The following is a 15100-nucleotide window of genomic DNA, read 5'->3' as shown; positions in this document are numbered from 1 at the left end:
TCAGCTCTCCTGTCGCGGGCCGGAGCCCGCGGGGATGACGGTGGTGTTTCCCTTGTCGCCGCCGGCGGAGCCGGCCGCGCCGCTGCCGGCTGCAGTGCTGCCAGCCGCAGTGCGGCCGGCCAGTGCCCTCGTCGCGCCGTCGGACGGCGGCGGCCAGGGAATCCTGTCCAGGCTCGGGGCCGATTCGGCGCGTTCCCGCTCGGCCTCCTCCTGCTCACGCTGGGCCCTCGCCGCGCCCGGGTCGATGATCGCGACCACGAGCAGGACGCCCACCACGACCCCGAAGCCGATCAGCCACGGCGTCCGGTCGCTCACGTGCTCCTGGTAGGCGCGGAAGGTCGCGACCGCGAGCACCCACACCAGGCCGACCGGGATCAGGACCTTCCAGCCGAAGGCCATGAACTGGTCGTAGCGCAGCCGCGGCAGCGTGCCCCGCAGCCAGATGAACACGAAGATGAACAGCAGCAGCTTGATGACGAACCAGATCAGCGGGTACCAGCCGTGGTCCAGCCCGGACAGGCCCGGGATCGGCGGCGGCTGCCAGCCTCCGAGGAACAGTGTGGTCGCGATCGCCGAGACGGTGACCATGTTGATGTACTCGGCGAGGAAGAAGAACGCGAACTTGATCGAGCTGTACTCGGTGTGGAACCCGCCGACCAGCTCGCCCTCGGCCTCGGGGAGGTCGAACGGCGTCCGGTTCGTCTCACCGACCATCGCGATGCAGTAGAGGATGAACGACGGCAGCAGCGCGATGTACCACCAGTCGTGCTGGCTCTGCACGATGCCCGCGGTCGACAGTGTTCCCGCGTAGATGAAGACCGCGACGAAGGCCAGGCCCATCGCGACCTCGTAGGAGATGATCTGCGCGGCCGAGCGCAGCGAGCCCAGCAGCGGGTAGGTCGAGCCGCTGGACCAGCCGGCGAGGATCAGTCCGTACACGCCCAGCGACGCCGCCGCCAGCAGGTACAGCACGCTGACCGGCAGGTCGGCGAGCTGGAGCGTCGTGCGTTCACCGAAGATCGACACCTCCGGCCCGAACGGGATGCAGGCGAAGGCCAGGATGGCCGGCACCGCCGAGATGACCGGAGCCAGGATGAAGATCGGCTTGTCGGCCAGCGTCGGGATGATGTCTTCCTTGAGCATGAGCTTCACGCCGTCGGCGAGGCTCTGCAGCCAGCCGCGCGGGCCGTGCCGGTTCGGCCCGACCCGCTGCTGCATCTTCGCGACGACCTTGCGCTCGAAGACGATCGAGAACAGCGTCATCACCAGCAGGAACGCGAAGACCGCGACAGCCTTGATCAGGATGAGCCAGAACGGGTCGTCGGTGAGGACGGACATGTCCGGGTCGCCGACGTTCGCGGCGAGCAGGAGCGTCGAGGTCCCGGTCATGCCCGGCCTCCGGTGGTGTCGACCCGGCCCGCGGCACCGAGGCCGGTGTGGGCCACGGTCACGGCGGTGTCCTGGGCGGTCGCGAGCTGCGAGCCGAGCGCCGCGCCGCGGGTCTCGTCGGTCGGGAAGGTGTCGACTTCCCCGCCGGGCGCCGTCTCGGTCGGCAGCAGCCCGCCGGCACTGAGCCGAACCAGCACGCCGGCGTGCTCGGCCAGCGAGCGGCGGACGTGCGACCCGGGTGAGTGCGTCGGAACCCAGACGACCCGGTCCGGCATGGCGGTGATCTCCAGCGGCAGGGTGACGGAGCCGCGGGAGGTGCTGGCGGTGACCGGCTCCCCCTCGACCGCGCCGATCTCGGCGGCGGTCGCGGCCGAGAGCTGCAGCCGCGGTGGACGGGCGGTACCGGCCAGGTACGGCTCGCCGGCCTGCAGGGCGCCGTCGTCAAGGTTGAGGTGCCAGGTCGCCAGCAGGGCCTCGCCCGGACCGGCGGTCACCGGCTCGGGCACCCGCTCGACCGGAGCCGGGCCGCGCCCGGTCTCGTCACCGGCGCGGCCGAGCTCACTCAACTCGCGCGCGGCGGCGCCCGCGTCCGGAACCCGCAGGTCGATGCCCATCTCGGCGGCGAGCAGGTGCAGCACCCGCAGGTCGGGCAGGGCCGGCGTCCCCTCCAGTGCACGCTGGAAGGGACGCAGGCGGCCCTCCCAGTCGACGAACGTGCCGGCCTTCTCCGCCACCGGAGCGACCGGGAGGACGACGTCGGCGACCTCCGCGATCGACGAGCGGCGGATCTCCAGCGAGACGCAGAACGGCACCCGGGCCAGCGCGGCCAGCGCGGCCGCGGGGTCGGGCAGGTCCTCGGCGTCGACACCGGCGACGACGACCGCGTCAAGCCGGCCCGCCGCGGCGGCGGCCAGAATGCCGGCGGTGTCGCGGCCGGGCGCGCCCAGCAGGCGGGCGCCCCAGAAGGACTCCACCTCGGCCCGCGCGCCGACGTCCGCGACCGGGCGGCCGCCCGGCAGCAGCGACGGGAGCAGGCCGGCGGAGACCGCGCCGCGCTCACCGGCCCGGCGCGGCACCCAGGCCAGCGCGGCGCCGGTGGACTCGGCGAGGCGCAGCGCCGCGGACAGCGCGCCGGGCGACTCGGCGGCCCGCGAGCCGACCAGGATCACCGCGCCGGGTGCCCGCAGCGCCTCGGTGGTGGCCGACGCGCCGGTGGCCAGCTCGTCCAGCGTGGCGGCCTCGCCGCCGGGGACGACCGGGATCAGCGTGCCGGCCATCTTGCGCAGCCCGCGGGTGATCAGCGGCGCCAGCGCGTGCACGGCGGTTCCGTGCTTGCTCGCCGCCTTGCGCAGCCGCAGGAAGACGATGGGCGACTCCTCCTCCGGCTCGAACGAGACGAGCAGGACGGCGGGCGCGGCCTCCAGATCGGCGTAGGTGACCCCGATTCCGGTACCGGCGACGGCGCTACCGAGGAAGGCCTCCTCCTCGGCGGAGTGCGGGCGGGCGCGGAAGTCCACGTCGTTGGTGCCCAGGGCGAGCCGGGCGAACTTGGCGTAGGCGTAGGCGTCCTCGCGGGTGAGCCGGCCGCCGGCGAGCACGCCGACGCCGTTGCGGTCCCGGCACTCGGCCAGGCCGCGGGCGGCGTACTCCAGCGCCTCCGACCAGCTCGCCTCGACCAGCTCACCGGTGCTGTCGTCCCGGATCAGCGGCGTGGTGAGCCGGTCGGACTGCCGCGCGTAGTTGAACGCGAAGCGGCCCTTGTCGCAGTTCCACTCCTCGTTGACCGCCGGATCCTCGGCGGCGAGGCGACGCATCACCTTGCCGCGCCGGTGGTCGGTGCGCAGCGAGCAGCCGGCGGCGCAGTGCTCACAGGACGTCGGCGTCGACACCAGGTCGAACGGCCGGGCCCGGAACCGGTAGGCGGAGCTGGTGAGCGCACCGACCGGGCAGATCTGCACGGTGTTGCCGGAGAAGTAGGACGAGAACGGCTGCCCGTCGCTGACGGCGACCTGCTCGGCCGCGCCCCGCTCGAACAGCTCGATGAACGGATCCCCGGCGATCTGCGCGGAGAACCGGGTGCAGCGCGCGCACAACACGCAACGCTCCCGGTCCAGCAGGATCTGGCTGGAGATCGCCAGCGGCTTCGGGTACGCCCGCTTCGTCTCCTTGAAGCGGGAGGTCGCCGCGCCGTTGGCCATCGACTGGTTCTGCAGCGGGCACTCGCCGCCCTTGTCGCAGATCGGGCAGTCGAGGGGGTGGTTGAGGAGCAGGAACTCCAGCGTCCCGGCCTGGGCCTTCTTCGCCACCGGCGAGGTGACCTGGGTCCTGACGACCATGTCGGCGGCGACCGTGGTCGTGCAGGACGCGACCGGCTTGCGCTGGCCCTCGACCTCGACGATGCACTGCCGGCAGGCGCCGACCGGGTCCAGCAGGGGGTGGTCGCAGAACCGCGGGATCTCGATTCCCAACAGCTCAGCGGCCCGGATGATGAGGGTGCCCTTCGGCACGCTCACCTCGAGCCCGTCCACGGTGAGCGTGACGTGGTTGGGGGCGGCCGGCGCGGCCGGCTTCTCTGGGGCGACGGTCATGATCTCAGTGCGCTCCCGCGTAGGCGCCCGGCGTGCCCGCGGCCGCGCCACCCGCGGCCGCGCCGTTCGCCGAGCCGGCTACCGACGTGGTGGAACCCGACGGCCCCACCGGGGTGATCGGGAGGAACTCGTTCCGGAAGAACTTGATCCCGGAGACGATCGGCGAGGTGGCGCCGTCCGCGAGCGCGCAGAAGGCGCGTCCGAAGATGTTGTCGCAGGCGTCGACGAGGGTGTCGACGTCGTCGGGGTCGCCCTGGCCGCGCTCCATCCGGGACAGGATCTGCACCATCCAGGTGGTGCCCTCCCGGCACGGGGTGCACTTGCCGCACGACTCGTGCGCGTAGAACTGGGTCAGCCGCCGCACGATCTTGAGCATGTCGACCGAGTCGTCCATGATCATGAGGGCGGCCGTGCCGAGCAGCGAGCCGGCCTCCTGTACGCCCTCGAAGTCCAGCGGGACGTCAAGGTGGTCGGCGGTCAGCAGCGGCGTCGACGAGCCGCCCGGGGTCCACGCCTTGAGCTTGCGGCCGCCGAGGACGCCGCCCGCCATGTCGAGCAGCTCGCGCAGCGTCGTGCCCATCGGCGCCTCGTACTGGCCGGGGTGGGTCACGTGGCCGGAGAGGCTGTAGATCTTCGGGCCCGGGGCGCGCTCGCGGCCCATCGACCGGAACCAGTCGACGCCGTAGTTCACGATGAAGGGAACGGTGGCGATCGTCTCGACGTTGTTCACGACCGTGGGGGATGCGTACAGGCCGTGGGTCGCCGGGAACGGCGGGCGCAGCCGCGGCTGGCCGCGCCGGCCCTCCAGCGAGTCCAGCAGCGCCGTCTCCTCGCCGCAGATGTACGCGCCGGCGCCGGAGTGCACCACCAGGTCGAGGTCGAAGCCGCTACCGAGGATGTCGCGTCCCAGGTAGCCGGCGCGGTACGCCTCGGCGACGGCGGCGCGCAGCCGCCGGCCGGCGTGGATGAGCTCGCCGCGCAGGTAGATGAAGGCCCGGTTCGCGCGCACCGCGTAGGCGGCGATCACGATGCCCTCGATCAGCGAGTGCGGGTCGGCCTTCATCAGCGGGGCGTCCTTGCAGGTACCCGGCTCGCCCTCGTCGGCGTTGATGACGAGGTAGTGCGGTTTGCCGTCGCCCTGCGGGATGAAGCCCCACTTCATGCCGGTGGGGAAGCCCGCGCCGCCGCGGCCGCGCAGGCCGGAGTCCTTGACCAGCTTGATCAGGTCGTCCGGGCTCTGCGCCAGCGCCCGGCGCAGGCCCTGGTAGCCGTCGAGGCGCTCGTAGGTCGCCAGCGTCCACGACTCGGGCGCCGTCCAGCGCCGGGTGAGGACCGGGGTGACAGGCATGGTCAGTTCACCTTCGTCTGCGGGACGCCGGGCGTCCCCGGCGCGGGCGCCGGGCTCGCCGGGGCGGCGGCGCTCGACGATGCGGGGCTGCTCGACGCCGGCGCAGCCGGGGCCGAAGCAGCCGAGGGCGGCGCGTTCGAGGGCAGCGGGGTCAGCGGCGGGGCACCGGCCACACCGTCCTCCGCCTTCCAGCCGGCGGCCTCGGCGAGCAGCACGCCGGCCAGGGACGGGGTCCCCACCCCCTGCCCGGCGACGCCCTCCGGACGCGGGTCCTCGAAGCCGGCGAGCTGGAACGAGGACTCGCCGAACGTACACAGCGGGCCGCCGCGAGTCGGGGCCGGGCGCTCGCCGCGCCGCAGGGCCTCGACGATCTCCTCCGCCGAGTCCGGGTTGACCTGGTCGTAGAACTCGTAGTTGACGGTCATCACCGGCGCGTAGTCACAGGCCGCCAGGCACTCGGCGTGCTCCAGCGTGATCGTGCCGTCCTCGGTGGTCTGGTCGTGCCCGACGCCGAGGTTCTTCGACAGGCGCTCGTAGACCTCCTCGCCGCCGCGCAACAGGCAGGAGAGGTTCGTGCAGACGGAGACCAGCCAGTCGCCGACCGGGCGGCGCTTGTACATCGTGTAGAACGTCGCGACCGCGCTGACCTCGGCGTGGGTGATGCCGAGCTCCTCGGCGCAGAACTCCACGCCCTCCGCGGTGACCGCGCCCTGCTCGGACTGCACCAGGTGCAGCATCGGCAGCAGCGCCGAGCGGGAACGTCCCTCGGGGTAGCGCGCGATGATCTCGCGGGCCGCGGCGCGGGTCTGTTCGGTCAGTGGCATCAGCGATCAACTCCCCCGAGCACCGGGTCGACGGAGGCGACGCCGACGATCACGTCGGCCACCTGCCCGCCCTCCGTCAGCGCGGGCACGGCCTGCAGGTTCACGAAGCTTGGGTCCCGCACGTGGACGCGGAACGGCCTGGTGCCGCCGTCGCTGACGACGTGGTAGCCGAGCTCGCCGCGCGGCGACTCGATCTGCGTGTACACCTGGCCGGCGGGCACCCGGAAGCCCTCGGTGACGAGCTTGAAGTGGTGGATCAGGGCCTCCATCGAGGTCCCCATGATCTTGCGGATGTACTCGAGCGAGTTGCCCATGCCATCCGAGCCGATGGCCAGCTGCGACGGCCAGGCGATCTTCTTGTCGGCGACCATGACCGGGCCGGGGCGCAGCCGGTCCAGGCACTGCTCGATGATCTTGAGGGACTCGCCCATCTCCTCGATCCGCACCAGGTACCGGGCGTAGGAGTCGCCCTCGAGCGCGGTCGGGACGTCGAACTCGTAGGTCTCGTAGCCGCAGTACGGCATGGTCTTGCGCAGGTCCCAGGGCAGACCGGCGGCGCGCAGCACCGGCCCGGTCGTCCCCAGCGCGAGGCAGGCGGCGGCGTCGAGGAAGTTGACGTCGACCATCCGCGCCTTCCAGATGGGCTGGCCGGTCAGCAGCGCGTGGTACTCGCGGATGCGCTTGGGCATGTAGTCGAGGAACGCCCGGATCGCCGGGATCACCTCGTCCGGGATGTCCTGGGCGAGGCCGCCGGGCCGGATGTAGGCGTGGTTCATCCGCAGGCCGGTGATCGTCTCGAGCAGGTCGAGGATCTTCTCGCGCTCACGGAACCCGAAGATCATGCCGGTGGTGGCGCCGAGCTCCATGCCTCCGGTCGCCAGCCACACCAGGTGCGAGGCGATCCGCTGCAGCTCCATGACGAGCACCCGGATGACGGTCGCCCGCTCCGGCACCTCGTCGGTGATGCCGAGCAGCTTCTCCACCGACAGGCAGTACGCCGCCTCGTTGTACAGCGGCGAGAGGTAGTCGGCGCGGGTGAGGAACGTGACCGCCTGCGTCCAGGTGCGGTACTCGCAGCTCTTCTCGATCCCGGTGTGCAGGTAGCCGATGACCAGGCGGGTCTCGGTGACCGTCTCGCCCTCGATCTCCAGCACCAGCCGCAGCACGCCGTGGGTGGACGGGTGCTGCGGGCCCATGTTGACGGTGATCCGCTCGCCGTCGTCCTCACCGGTGCCGAGAACCTGTTCCCAGTCACCGCCCGTCACGGTGTAGATGCGACCGGCGGAGGACTCGGTGAACCCGGCCTCGTAGGGCTGCGCGCCGGTGATGGTCTCGGCCGAACCGTCGACGGGCGTCTCGGTGTGCGTGCTCATAGCGAACCTCGGAAGTCGGCTCGGGGGTGCCTGGCGGTCACGCGTGACCCCGTGGTGGCCCGCGCCCGGGTGCCGGCCGGACAGTGCCCGGTCACGAGTAGCTCCGGCGGGTCTCGGGCGGCGGGATCTGCGCGCCCTTGTACTCGACGGGGATGCCGCCGAGCGGGTAGTCCTTGCGCTGCGGGTGGCCCACCCAGTCGTCCGGCATCATGATCCGCGTCAGGCCGTGGTGGCCCTCGTAGACGATGCCGAACAGGTCGTAGGCCTCGCGCTCGTGCCAGTCCGCGGTCGGCCAGACCGGGGTCAGGCTCGGCAGCACCGCGTCGCCGTCCGCGACGGAGACCTCGACGCGCAGCCGGCGCCGGTGGGTCAGCGACGTCAGGTGCACCACGGAGTGCAGGCGGCGGCCGGTCAGGTCGTCGGGGTAGTCCACCCCGGACAACGACGACAGCAGCTCGAAGCGCAGCCCCGGGTCGTCGCGCAGCGTCCACGCGACGTCCAGCAGCCGCTCGCGGCGCACGTGGATCGTCAGCTCGCCGTACGCGAAGACGACCCGCTCGACGGCGTCGCCCAGCTCGGGGAAGACCCGCTCGAGGGTGTCGTAGACGGTGTCGGCGGCCTCGTCGCCGAACGGGCGGGACGTCGACGCCAGGGCCGCCACCGGCGGCACGAGGCCACCGAAGCCCGACGTGTCGCCACTGCCGCGCGCGCCGAAGGCGTCCCGGCGGCGGCCGCCGGGGCCGCCCGGAACGCCGGCGGAGCCCGGTACCAGGTCAGTCATCGGTCAGGGTCTCCGTGCTCGGTCCGGGACCGTCGGCCCGGGACTCGTCGGTCGGCTTGGCGTCGACGGGCACCCGCTTGCCGCGGCCGAAGACGGACGGCGGCGCGATCGCCGCCGGGCGGCGCTCGTCCAGCACCGGTTCGACGGCACCGCGCCCCGCCGGGACGGGCGCGCCTTCAGGCAGGCTGAACCGCTTGCGGTCGTTGACCGACAGCGTGCGGGTGTCGACCGCGCCGGCGGGCAGGCCGGACCACGCCGTGGCCACCTCGATCGGCTTCGGGTAGGGCGACGAGCCGGCCTTGGTGTGCTCGACCTTGCCCGACACCGAGCCGGCGAGGATCTTCTCGTGCAGCTTGATGATCGCGTCCATGAGCATCTCGGGACGCGGCGGGCAGCCCGGCAGGTACATGTCCACCGGAACGATGTGGTCGACGCCCTGCACGATCGCGTAGTTGTTGAACATTCCGCCGCTGCTCGCGCAGACGCCCATCGACAGCACCCACTTGGGCTCGGGCATCTGGTCGTAGATCTGGCGCAGCACCGGGGCCATCTTCTGGCTCACCCGGCCCGCCACGATCATGAGGTCGGCCTGGCGCGGGCTGGCCCGGAAGACCTCCATCCCGAAGCGGGAGAGGTCGTAGCGGCCGGCGCCGGTCGACATCATCTCGATGGCACAGCAGGCCAGGCCGAAGGTCGCCGGCCACAGCGACGACCTGCGCGACCAGTTGGCCAGCTTCTCGACGGTGGTCAGCAGAACTCCACCGGGCAGCTTCTCTTCTAGTCCCATTCCAGACCCCCCCGGCGCCATATGTAGGCGTAGGCGACGAAGATCGTCGCCATGAACGACACCATCGCGCCGAGACCGAAGACCGCGAGACTGTCGAACGTGACGGCCCACGGGAACAGGAAGATGATCTCGATGTCGAAGACGATGAAGAGCATCGCGGTGATGTAGTACTTCACCGGGAACCGGTGCGGCCCGGCCGGCACCGGCTCGGGTTCGATACCGCACTCGTAGATGTCGACCTTGGCACGGTTGAACCGTTTCGGGCCGACCAGCGCGCTCACCGCCACGGAACCGACCGCGAACAGCATCGCGATCGCGAGCAGAACGAGGATCGGCACATAACTGTCGAGCATGCCGAACTCCTCTCCTTCGAAAGTTTGGTGCGGACGTCTTGGTGGCGGTTCGCCGGGTGTGGCCGAACGGGCCTCCCGAGCCAACCGGTGCTTCGTGCTCCTGCCCCCGCGGGTGCCGAGCGCGGGTGCAGCCTACGCGACCTCTGATTTCCCGGTCGCACCGGGATTGTTCCCCTCCGCAGCACCGCCGGAGGGATCTCCCGTGGACGTCTGACACAGCCCGGAGTTCCCTGGTTCGGAGCACGCGCGACTATCGGGAGGTGTCGCGTGCGAGCACGTGCGCCGGAGTCCATACCGGCGGCTGCCGGCGTCCCTACCGGCTGCTTCCGAACGTGGCCGCGTTCAGGCGGCGGGCGCCAACCGGGTCAGCGCGTTGATCAGTCGATCCGTGGCGTCACCTCCCCGCGGGTCGGTCAGATTCGCCATGACCTTCAGGACGAAACGCATCAGCATGGGCCGAGGCAGCCCGTACCTGGTCCCCAGCGCCATCACGGTCGGATTCCCGATGAGCTGTACAAACAAACGGCCCAGGGTGTAATACCCCCCGTATGTCTGAGCCAGGATCTCCGGATATCGCCCGAGCGCCCGCTCCCGGGCCGGCCCGGAGTGCCGGGCGAGCGCAAGGACGATCGTCTCGGCGGCGATCCGGCCCGATTCCATCGCATATGCGATGCCCTCGCCGTTGAACGGGTTCACCATCCCGCCGGCGTCGCCGACGAGGAGCACTCCGTCCTGGTAGTGCGGGGCGCGGTTGAAGGCCATCGGCAGCGCGCTGCCGCGGACCGGGCCGGTGGCGTTCTCCTCGGTGTAGCCCCACTCGGGCGGCAGCCCGTTCAGCCACCGGCGGAGCAGATCCCGGTAGTCGGTGTTCTGGAAGGCGCTGGTGGTGTTGAGCATGCCCAGGCCGACGTTGCTGGTGCCGTCACCCATACCGAAGATCCACCCGTAGCCCGGCAGCAGCCGGCTCTGGCGCGGCGGGCCCTCCCACAGCTCGAGGTGGGACTCGAGGAAGTCGTCGTTCGTGCGCGGGCTGCGGTAGTAGCGCCGCACGGCCACGCCCAGCGGGCGGTCCTCCCGGCGCCGGATCCCCAGCGCCTGCGCGATCCGGGCGCTGTTGCCGTCGGCGGCGACCACAACCGGGGCACGGAACTCGGCCGGAGCCCGGTCGACCCCGGCCCGCGCGGTCACGCCGACCACCCGTCCCGTCCGGTCGTCACGCACCGGCCCGGTGACGGAGGCGCCCTCGACCAGTCGGGCACCGGCCTTGACCGCGTGCCGGGCGAGCATCTCGTCGAAGTCCGCGCGCGGGCGAACCAGGCCGTAGTCGGGCCAGCTCGCGAGCTCCGGCCACGGCAGCTCGAGGCGCACACCGCCGCCGATGATGCGCAGCCCCCTGTTACGCAGCCAGCCGGCCTCGACCGATGTGTCGATGCCCATCTCCACAAGGCTGCGCACGGCCCGCGGGGTCAGCCCGTCACCGCAGACCTTCTCCCGAGGGAAGGTGCTCTTCTCCAGCAGCAGGACGTCGAGCCCGGTGCGGGCGAGGTGGTACGCGGCGGCCGAGCCGCCCGGCCCGGCACCAACCACGATGACGTCGGCGTCAGGGCGGTCGTCGGGGCGGTCATCCGCCCGGGTGCCGTCCCGTTCCGTCATCCGCTTGGTCACGCGCTGCTCCGGATTCCCGCGCCAGTCGGCCGATCAGGGCCGTGTCCCACGTCTCCCGCTTGCGCGCTCGTGAAATTCTTCACGAGCGCCACGCCGAGTGTAGGCCCTGCCAAGGCCCAAGGCACCAACCAGGACCTCGAGATGCGCAGACGAGTCAACTTCCCCCGTACTTCGCAACGCAGCGCCACGGCACGGCGACGATAGGCACCTCGGTGGTCCCTCGACCGGGCCAACACCCGCCTGTCGGTGCGGCGCGAGCCGGCCGGCAGCGCGGGCGGCGCAGGCAGCGCGGGCGGCGCCGGCAGCGCGGGCGGCGCCGGCGGGCACGCAGGCGGCCCACGCCGGGCGAGCGGGCGGGCGGGGGCGACGCCAAGCGGGCACGGATGACGCGCACGATCGGGCCGACCGTCCCCGGCCAGGAGGTGACATGACCACCCGAGCTGGGTAGTTCCGCAAAGTTGGCTGACAAAAGTTGGCTGACTTTGGCTGGCAGAAAGTTGGCTGACATCGCGCGAATGACTGACATCGCGCGGACCCGCGTCTCACGGATCGACGCGCCCCCACCGGATCCGGAGCCCGCCGACCGCCCGGCGTGGATCGACAGGCCCCACCGACATCGGAGATCGACGCGGCCATGACCTCAGAAACAGTCGTTCTCACCACCGCCGAAGGTCCGACACCCGCGGTCATAGCGGAGCCCCGGTGGACCGCCCGCGGCGGCGTCCTCGTCGTGCACGAGGTGTTCGGGCTCACCGACCACGTGACCGACGTCTGCCGCAGGTTCGCGGACGCCGGCTGGCGGGCCGTCGCCCCGGATCTGTACCACCGGCAGGGCTCCCCCGTCTTCGACTACACCGACTCGGCGGCGGCGGTCTCGCTGCGCGGCCGGCTGGCCGGCGACGACATCCTCGACGACCTGGACTCCGGGCTGATGGTGCTCGCCGAGTCGGGGACGGCGGTCGACCGCTGCGCCGTCGTCGGGTTCTGCATGGGCGGCGGCATCGCCTTCCACGCGGCCGTACGGCGCCCGCTCGGCGCCGCCGTCACGTTCTACGGCGGCGGCATCGAGGACGGTCGGTTCGGCGAGCCCTCGCAGCTCGACCTCGCCGCCGCCCTGCAGACCCCCTGGCTGGGGCTGTACGGGGATCTCGACCGCTCGATCCCGGTGGAGCAGGTGGAGCACCTGCGGGCCGCGGCCGCCCGCGCCGACGTCGACACCGAGGTCGTCCGCTACCCGGGGGTGGGCCACGCCTTCTACAACGACGCGCGCCCCGACTCCTACGACGCCGCCGCGGCCCGCGACGCCTGGGCGCGCGCGCTGACCTGGATGGACGCACACGTCCCGAAGTGAAGGTCGACGAGGTCCGTTCCCAGCGCGGCAACCACGCCCTCAAACCCGTCCCAGAGCCAGCCCGCGCCGCGTGACGACGCCGTAGAGACCCCCCGGAAACGCCGGGCAGCCACCGTCGAGACCGTCATCGGCCACCCCGAGGACCTCACCGGCCTGCGCTGCTTCCGCCGCAGAGGGACCCCCGCCGTCACCGCCGGACTCGGCCTGGCTTGCACCGCCCTGAACCTGTTCCGCCTGCACCCTGCCCTTACCCCCACCTGACCGCCCGAGCACCACAGACACCCCCGGCCCCAGCCAGTCCGGACCCCCACGTGGCAACAGCCGACGCCACAGCGACACCCGCCAGCGCCATCATCAGCGAAACCGATTCTGCGCTGGGCTCACAGGTCCGGCCGGTAGACCACCAGCCTGCCGGCGCGCTCCCGTTTGGCCGCGTACATAGCCAGGTCGGCCTGGTGGAGCAGGATGTCGGGACTGGCTGGCCGAGCGGTGGAGCCGTCGAGGGTGACCAGGCCGAGGCTGGCTCGTGGGGTGTAGGGCCGCCCGGCCACCTGGCACGGCGCCTGGACCGCGGTCGCGAGCCGTTCGCCGATCCGGCGGGGGTCGTCGGGGCCGCCGCCGTCGAGGATGACGGCGAACTCGTCCCCGCCGAGCCGGGCGACGGTGTCCAGTGCCCGGGTTCCCGCCCGCAGCCGTTCGGCACTGATCTTGAGGAGTTCGTCACCGGTGGCATGCCCGAACGTGTCGTTCACCTGCTTGAAGTCGTCAAGATCCAGGAACAGCAGAGACACCGGCGCGGCGCCGTCGCCGCGACCGCCGTTGTCGGCGTCGCGTGAGAGTGCCCGCTGCAGCCGCCGGATGAACAATGCCCGGTTCGCCAGACCAGTCAGCGGATCATAGAATGCCTGGTAGTGCAGTTGGCGCTCACGTTCCCGGACCTCGGCGAGCAGCTTGCTGTTCTCCGCCAATGTCACCATCTGCCGGACCAGCACTACCAGCAGCAAGCAGACCATCCCATACGTCTCGACCCGGTCGAGCTGTGCACCAGTCGACAGCTTGCCGAGAACCAGCAGGCCAGCCGCACAGAGCGTCATGTAGGGCAGCACGGCGTGCGCCCAAATCGCCCGCGGGCCAGGCTGCGATGGGACGTCCGGCTGCACGCGGGCGGGTACCGGCACCAGCGCCGCCAGGAAGGTCAGCAGCCAGCTGAGGGCGAACCCCAGATAGGCCCCCGGCGGGGCGGCACGGTTGCCCGCTGCCGCGAGGTAGAGAAAGCCGTTACCGGTGACTGTCGAGATAAGCAAACCTGCGCCAAGCAATGCCGAGGTCGCCAGGGAACGCGGCCGGCGGAAGCTCGCGATCAGCAGTACCGCGGCGGCGAGGATCATGCTGGTGACCGGCTGGACCAGAGCGAACAGGAACTGCATGAGATCGGGCGCGCCCACCTGGACGACCGTGGCCAGCACCGTCCCCCACTCCAGCAGGGCGATCGAACCGACGATCAGTATGCTGTCCAGCACGGTGATCGCGTACCAGCGATGCCCACGACGTCGCACCGTGCTTGCGTTCTCGCCCGGGCCGTCTATCGGCTCAGAGGGCAGGGACAGCAACCCAAGTAGTGCCACCCCATAGAGGACGAAGAAGCCCGCCTGGGCCGGGGAAAACCGACCCGCCACGGAGCCCCCGGCCAGCAATGTCTTCGCCGTCCCCAGGCTGGGAGCCACCGCGCCGGCCGTGGCGATACCGATCAGCAGCCGCCAGCGGCGCTCGGCACCACGGGCGCGCCGAGCAGTCCACAAGCAGGAGACGGCCGTCGCGGCCAGGAATGCCGCAGCGGTGGACGTGACGGTAGCAGCGGCAGGCCGCGGATCCAGCAGCACCACGACGGCGACGTCCAGCCCAAGCAGCACCAGGCAGCCGACTACCGCCCACGACAATAGCGGTGGCGTGCGGCCGGCACCGGTCGAACGCCACGCCCTTGATACAGCGGCGACGCCGCCGCGCAGTCCGGACATCGCTCGAATCCCTCAGGAGAGCCTAACGCAATCATACGAACTCATGCAGTAATGGTCCGATGCGAGGTTCCGGGCGCTCCCACGCACGTCGCCCGCTCGACGGCGCAACCACCACGGGCCACGGTCGATCTTGAGGTTCCGCGGAACCGGGACGGCGGTGCCAACCGACGCCGTACGTCAGTCGTCTCCGCCGGGGCGGACGGCGCGGTGGACGGCGACGATGCCGCCGCTGAGATTGCGCCAGCCCACCCTTGTCCAGCCGGCCGCGCGGATCGTCTCCGCCAGCGCGGCCTGCCCCGGCCAGGCCCGGATGGACTCCGCCAGGTACACGTACGAGTCCGGGCTGCTGCTCACCGCTCGCGCGACCGCGGGCAGCGCGCGCATCAGGTACTCCATGTACGCCGTGCGCACCGGCCGCCACACCGGACGGCTGAACTCGCAGACCGCCAGCACGCCCCCCGGCCGGGTGACCCGCAGCAGCTCGGCGAGGCAGACGTCGACCTCGGCCACGTTGCGCAGACCGAAGGAGATCGTGACCCGGTCGAAGGAGCCGTCCGCGAAGGGCAGGCCCAGGCCGTCACCAGCCGCCAGCAGCACCCGGCCGCCACCCGTTCCCGCCCCACCCG

The 15100-nt window shown here is 71.6% G+C and carries 12 protein-coding genes and 1 pseudogene; 2 read left to right on the top strand and 11 right to left on the bottom strand.

Annotation, left to right across the window (positions count from 1 at the left end; all coding sequences use genetic code 11):
• From nuoH to FMEAI12_RS06365, 9 genes are all read right to left on the bottom strand, one after another.
• Entirely contained in the window at nucleotides 1-1389 is a 1389-nt protein-coding gene (gene nuoH / locus FMEAI12_RS06405; RefSeq protein WP_112105325.1) for an NADH-quinone oxidoreductase subunit NuoH, read from the bottom strand.
• Nucleotides 1386-3977: an NADH-quinone oxidoreductase subunit G gene (locus FMEAI12_RS06400; RefSeq protein ID WP_112105338.1), complete on the bottom strand. Its 2592-nt coding sequence runs from the start codon at nucleotides 3975-3977 to the stop codon at nucleotides 1386-1388. Before FMEAI12_RS06400 ends, nuoH begins: the two co-directional genes overlap by 4 nt.
• A gap of 4 nt (nucleotides 3978-3981) precedes the next feature.
• Entirely contained in the window at nucleotides 3982-5325 is a 1344-nt protein-coding gene (gene nuoF / locus FMEAI12_RS06395; RefSeq protein WP_020463514.1) for an NADH-quinone oxidoreductase subunit NuoF, read from the bottom strand.
• 2 nt (nucleotides 5326-5327) lie between these two features.
• Entirely contained in the window at nucleotides 5328-6149 is an 822-nt protein-coding gene (gene nuoE / locus FMEAI12_RS06390) for an NADH-quinone oxidoreductase subunit NuoE (protein WP_020463515.1), read from the bottom strand.
• A complete protein-coding gene (locus FMEAI12_RS06385; protein ID WP_112105324.1) occupies nucleotides 6149-7522 on the bottom strand; it encodes an NADH-quinone oxidoreductase subunit D in 1374 nt (457 codons plus the stop codon). The genes nuoE and FMEAI12_RS06385 overlap by 1 nt, the downstream gene beginning before the upstream one ends.
• A gap of 91 nt (nucleotides 7523-7613) precedes the next feature.
• Entirely contained in the window at nucleotides 7614-8303 is a 690-nt protein-coding gene (locus tag FMEAI12_RS06380; protein WP_112105323.1) for an NADH-quinone oxidoreductase subunit C, read from the bottom strand.
• On the bottom strand, nucleotides 8296-9090 hold the full coding sequence (locus FMEAI12_RS39740; protein WP_018505174.1) for an NADH-quinone oxidoreductase subunit B family protein: 795 nt from the start codon (nucleotides 9088-9090) through the stop codon (nucleotides 8296-8298). The genes FMEAI12_RS06380 and FMEAI12_RS39740 overlap by 8 nt, the downstream gene beginning before the upstream one ends.
• Nucleotides 9081-9443: an NADH-quinone oxidoreductase subunit A gene (locus tag FMEAI12_RS06370; protein WP_071066458.1), complete on the bottom strand. Its 363-nt coding sequence runs from the start codon at nucleotides 9441-9443 to the stop codon at nucleotides 9081-9083. Before FMEAI12_RS06370 ends, FMEAI12_RS39740 begins: the two co-directional genes overlap by 10 nt.
• A 342-nt stretch (nucleotides 9444-9785) precedes the next feature.
• A complete protein-coding gene (locus FMEAI12_RS06365) occupies nucleotides 9786-11096 on the bottom strand; it encodes a geranylgeranyl reductase family protein (protein WP_041256663.1) in 1311 nt (436 codons plus the stop codon).
• A 646-nt stretch (nucleotides 11097-11742) separates the two neighbouring features.
• Between FMEAI12_RS06365 and FMEAI12_RS06355 the strand changes: the two genes are divergently transcribed.
• Nucleotides 11743-12459 carry a dienelactone hydrolase family protein gene (locus FMEAI12_RS06355; protein ID WP_020463521.1) on the top strand — a complete coding sequence of 239 codons (717 nt, stop codon included), beginning with the start codon at nucleotides 11743-11745 and terminating at the stop codon, nucleotides 12457-12459.
• 84 nt (nucleotides 12460-12543) lie between these two features.
• Nucleotides 12544-12720 (top strand): annotated as a pseudogene (locus FMEAI12_RS39735) (transposase); the annotation flags it as partial.
• Between the two features lie 119 nt (nucleotides 12721-12839).
• On the opposite strand, the gene FMEAI12_RS06345 reads toward FMEAI12_RS39735, so the two are convergent.
• Nucleotides 12840-14474, bottom strand: coding sequence for a GGDEF domain-containing protein (locus FMEAI12_RS06345; RefSeq protein WP_112105322.1), 1635 nt, complete (start codon nucleotides 14472-14474; stop codon nucleotides 12840-12842).
• Nucleotides 14475-14651: 177 nt separating this feature from the next.
• Nucleotides 14652-15100 (bottom strand): class I SAM-dependent methyltransferase (locus tag FMEAI12_RS06340; protein ID WP_146776645.1); only part of this gene is annotated, 449 nt, incomplete at its 5' end.

Source organism: Parafrankia sp. Ea1.12 (assembly GCF_900465275.1).
Classification (GTDB): domain Bacteria; phylum Actinomycetota; class Actinomycetes; order Frankiales; family Frankiaceae; genus Parafrankia; species Parafrankia soli.
The sequence above is the reverse complement of the archived record's forward strand: the minus strand, read 5'-3'. Positions and strand labels throughout refer to the sequence as shown.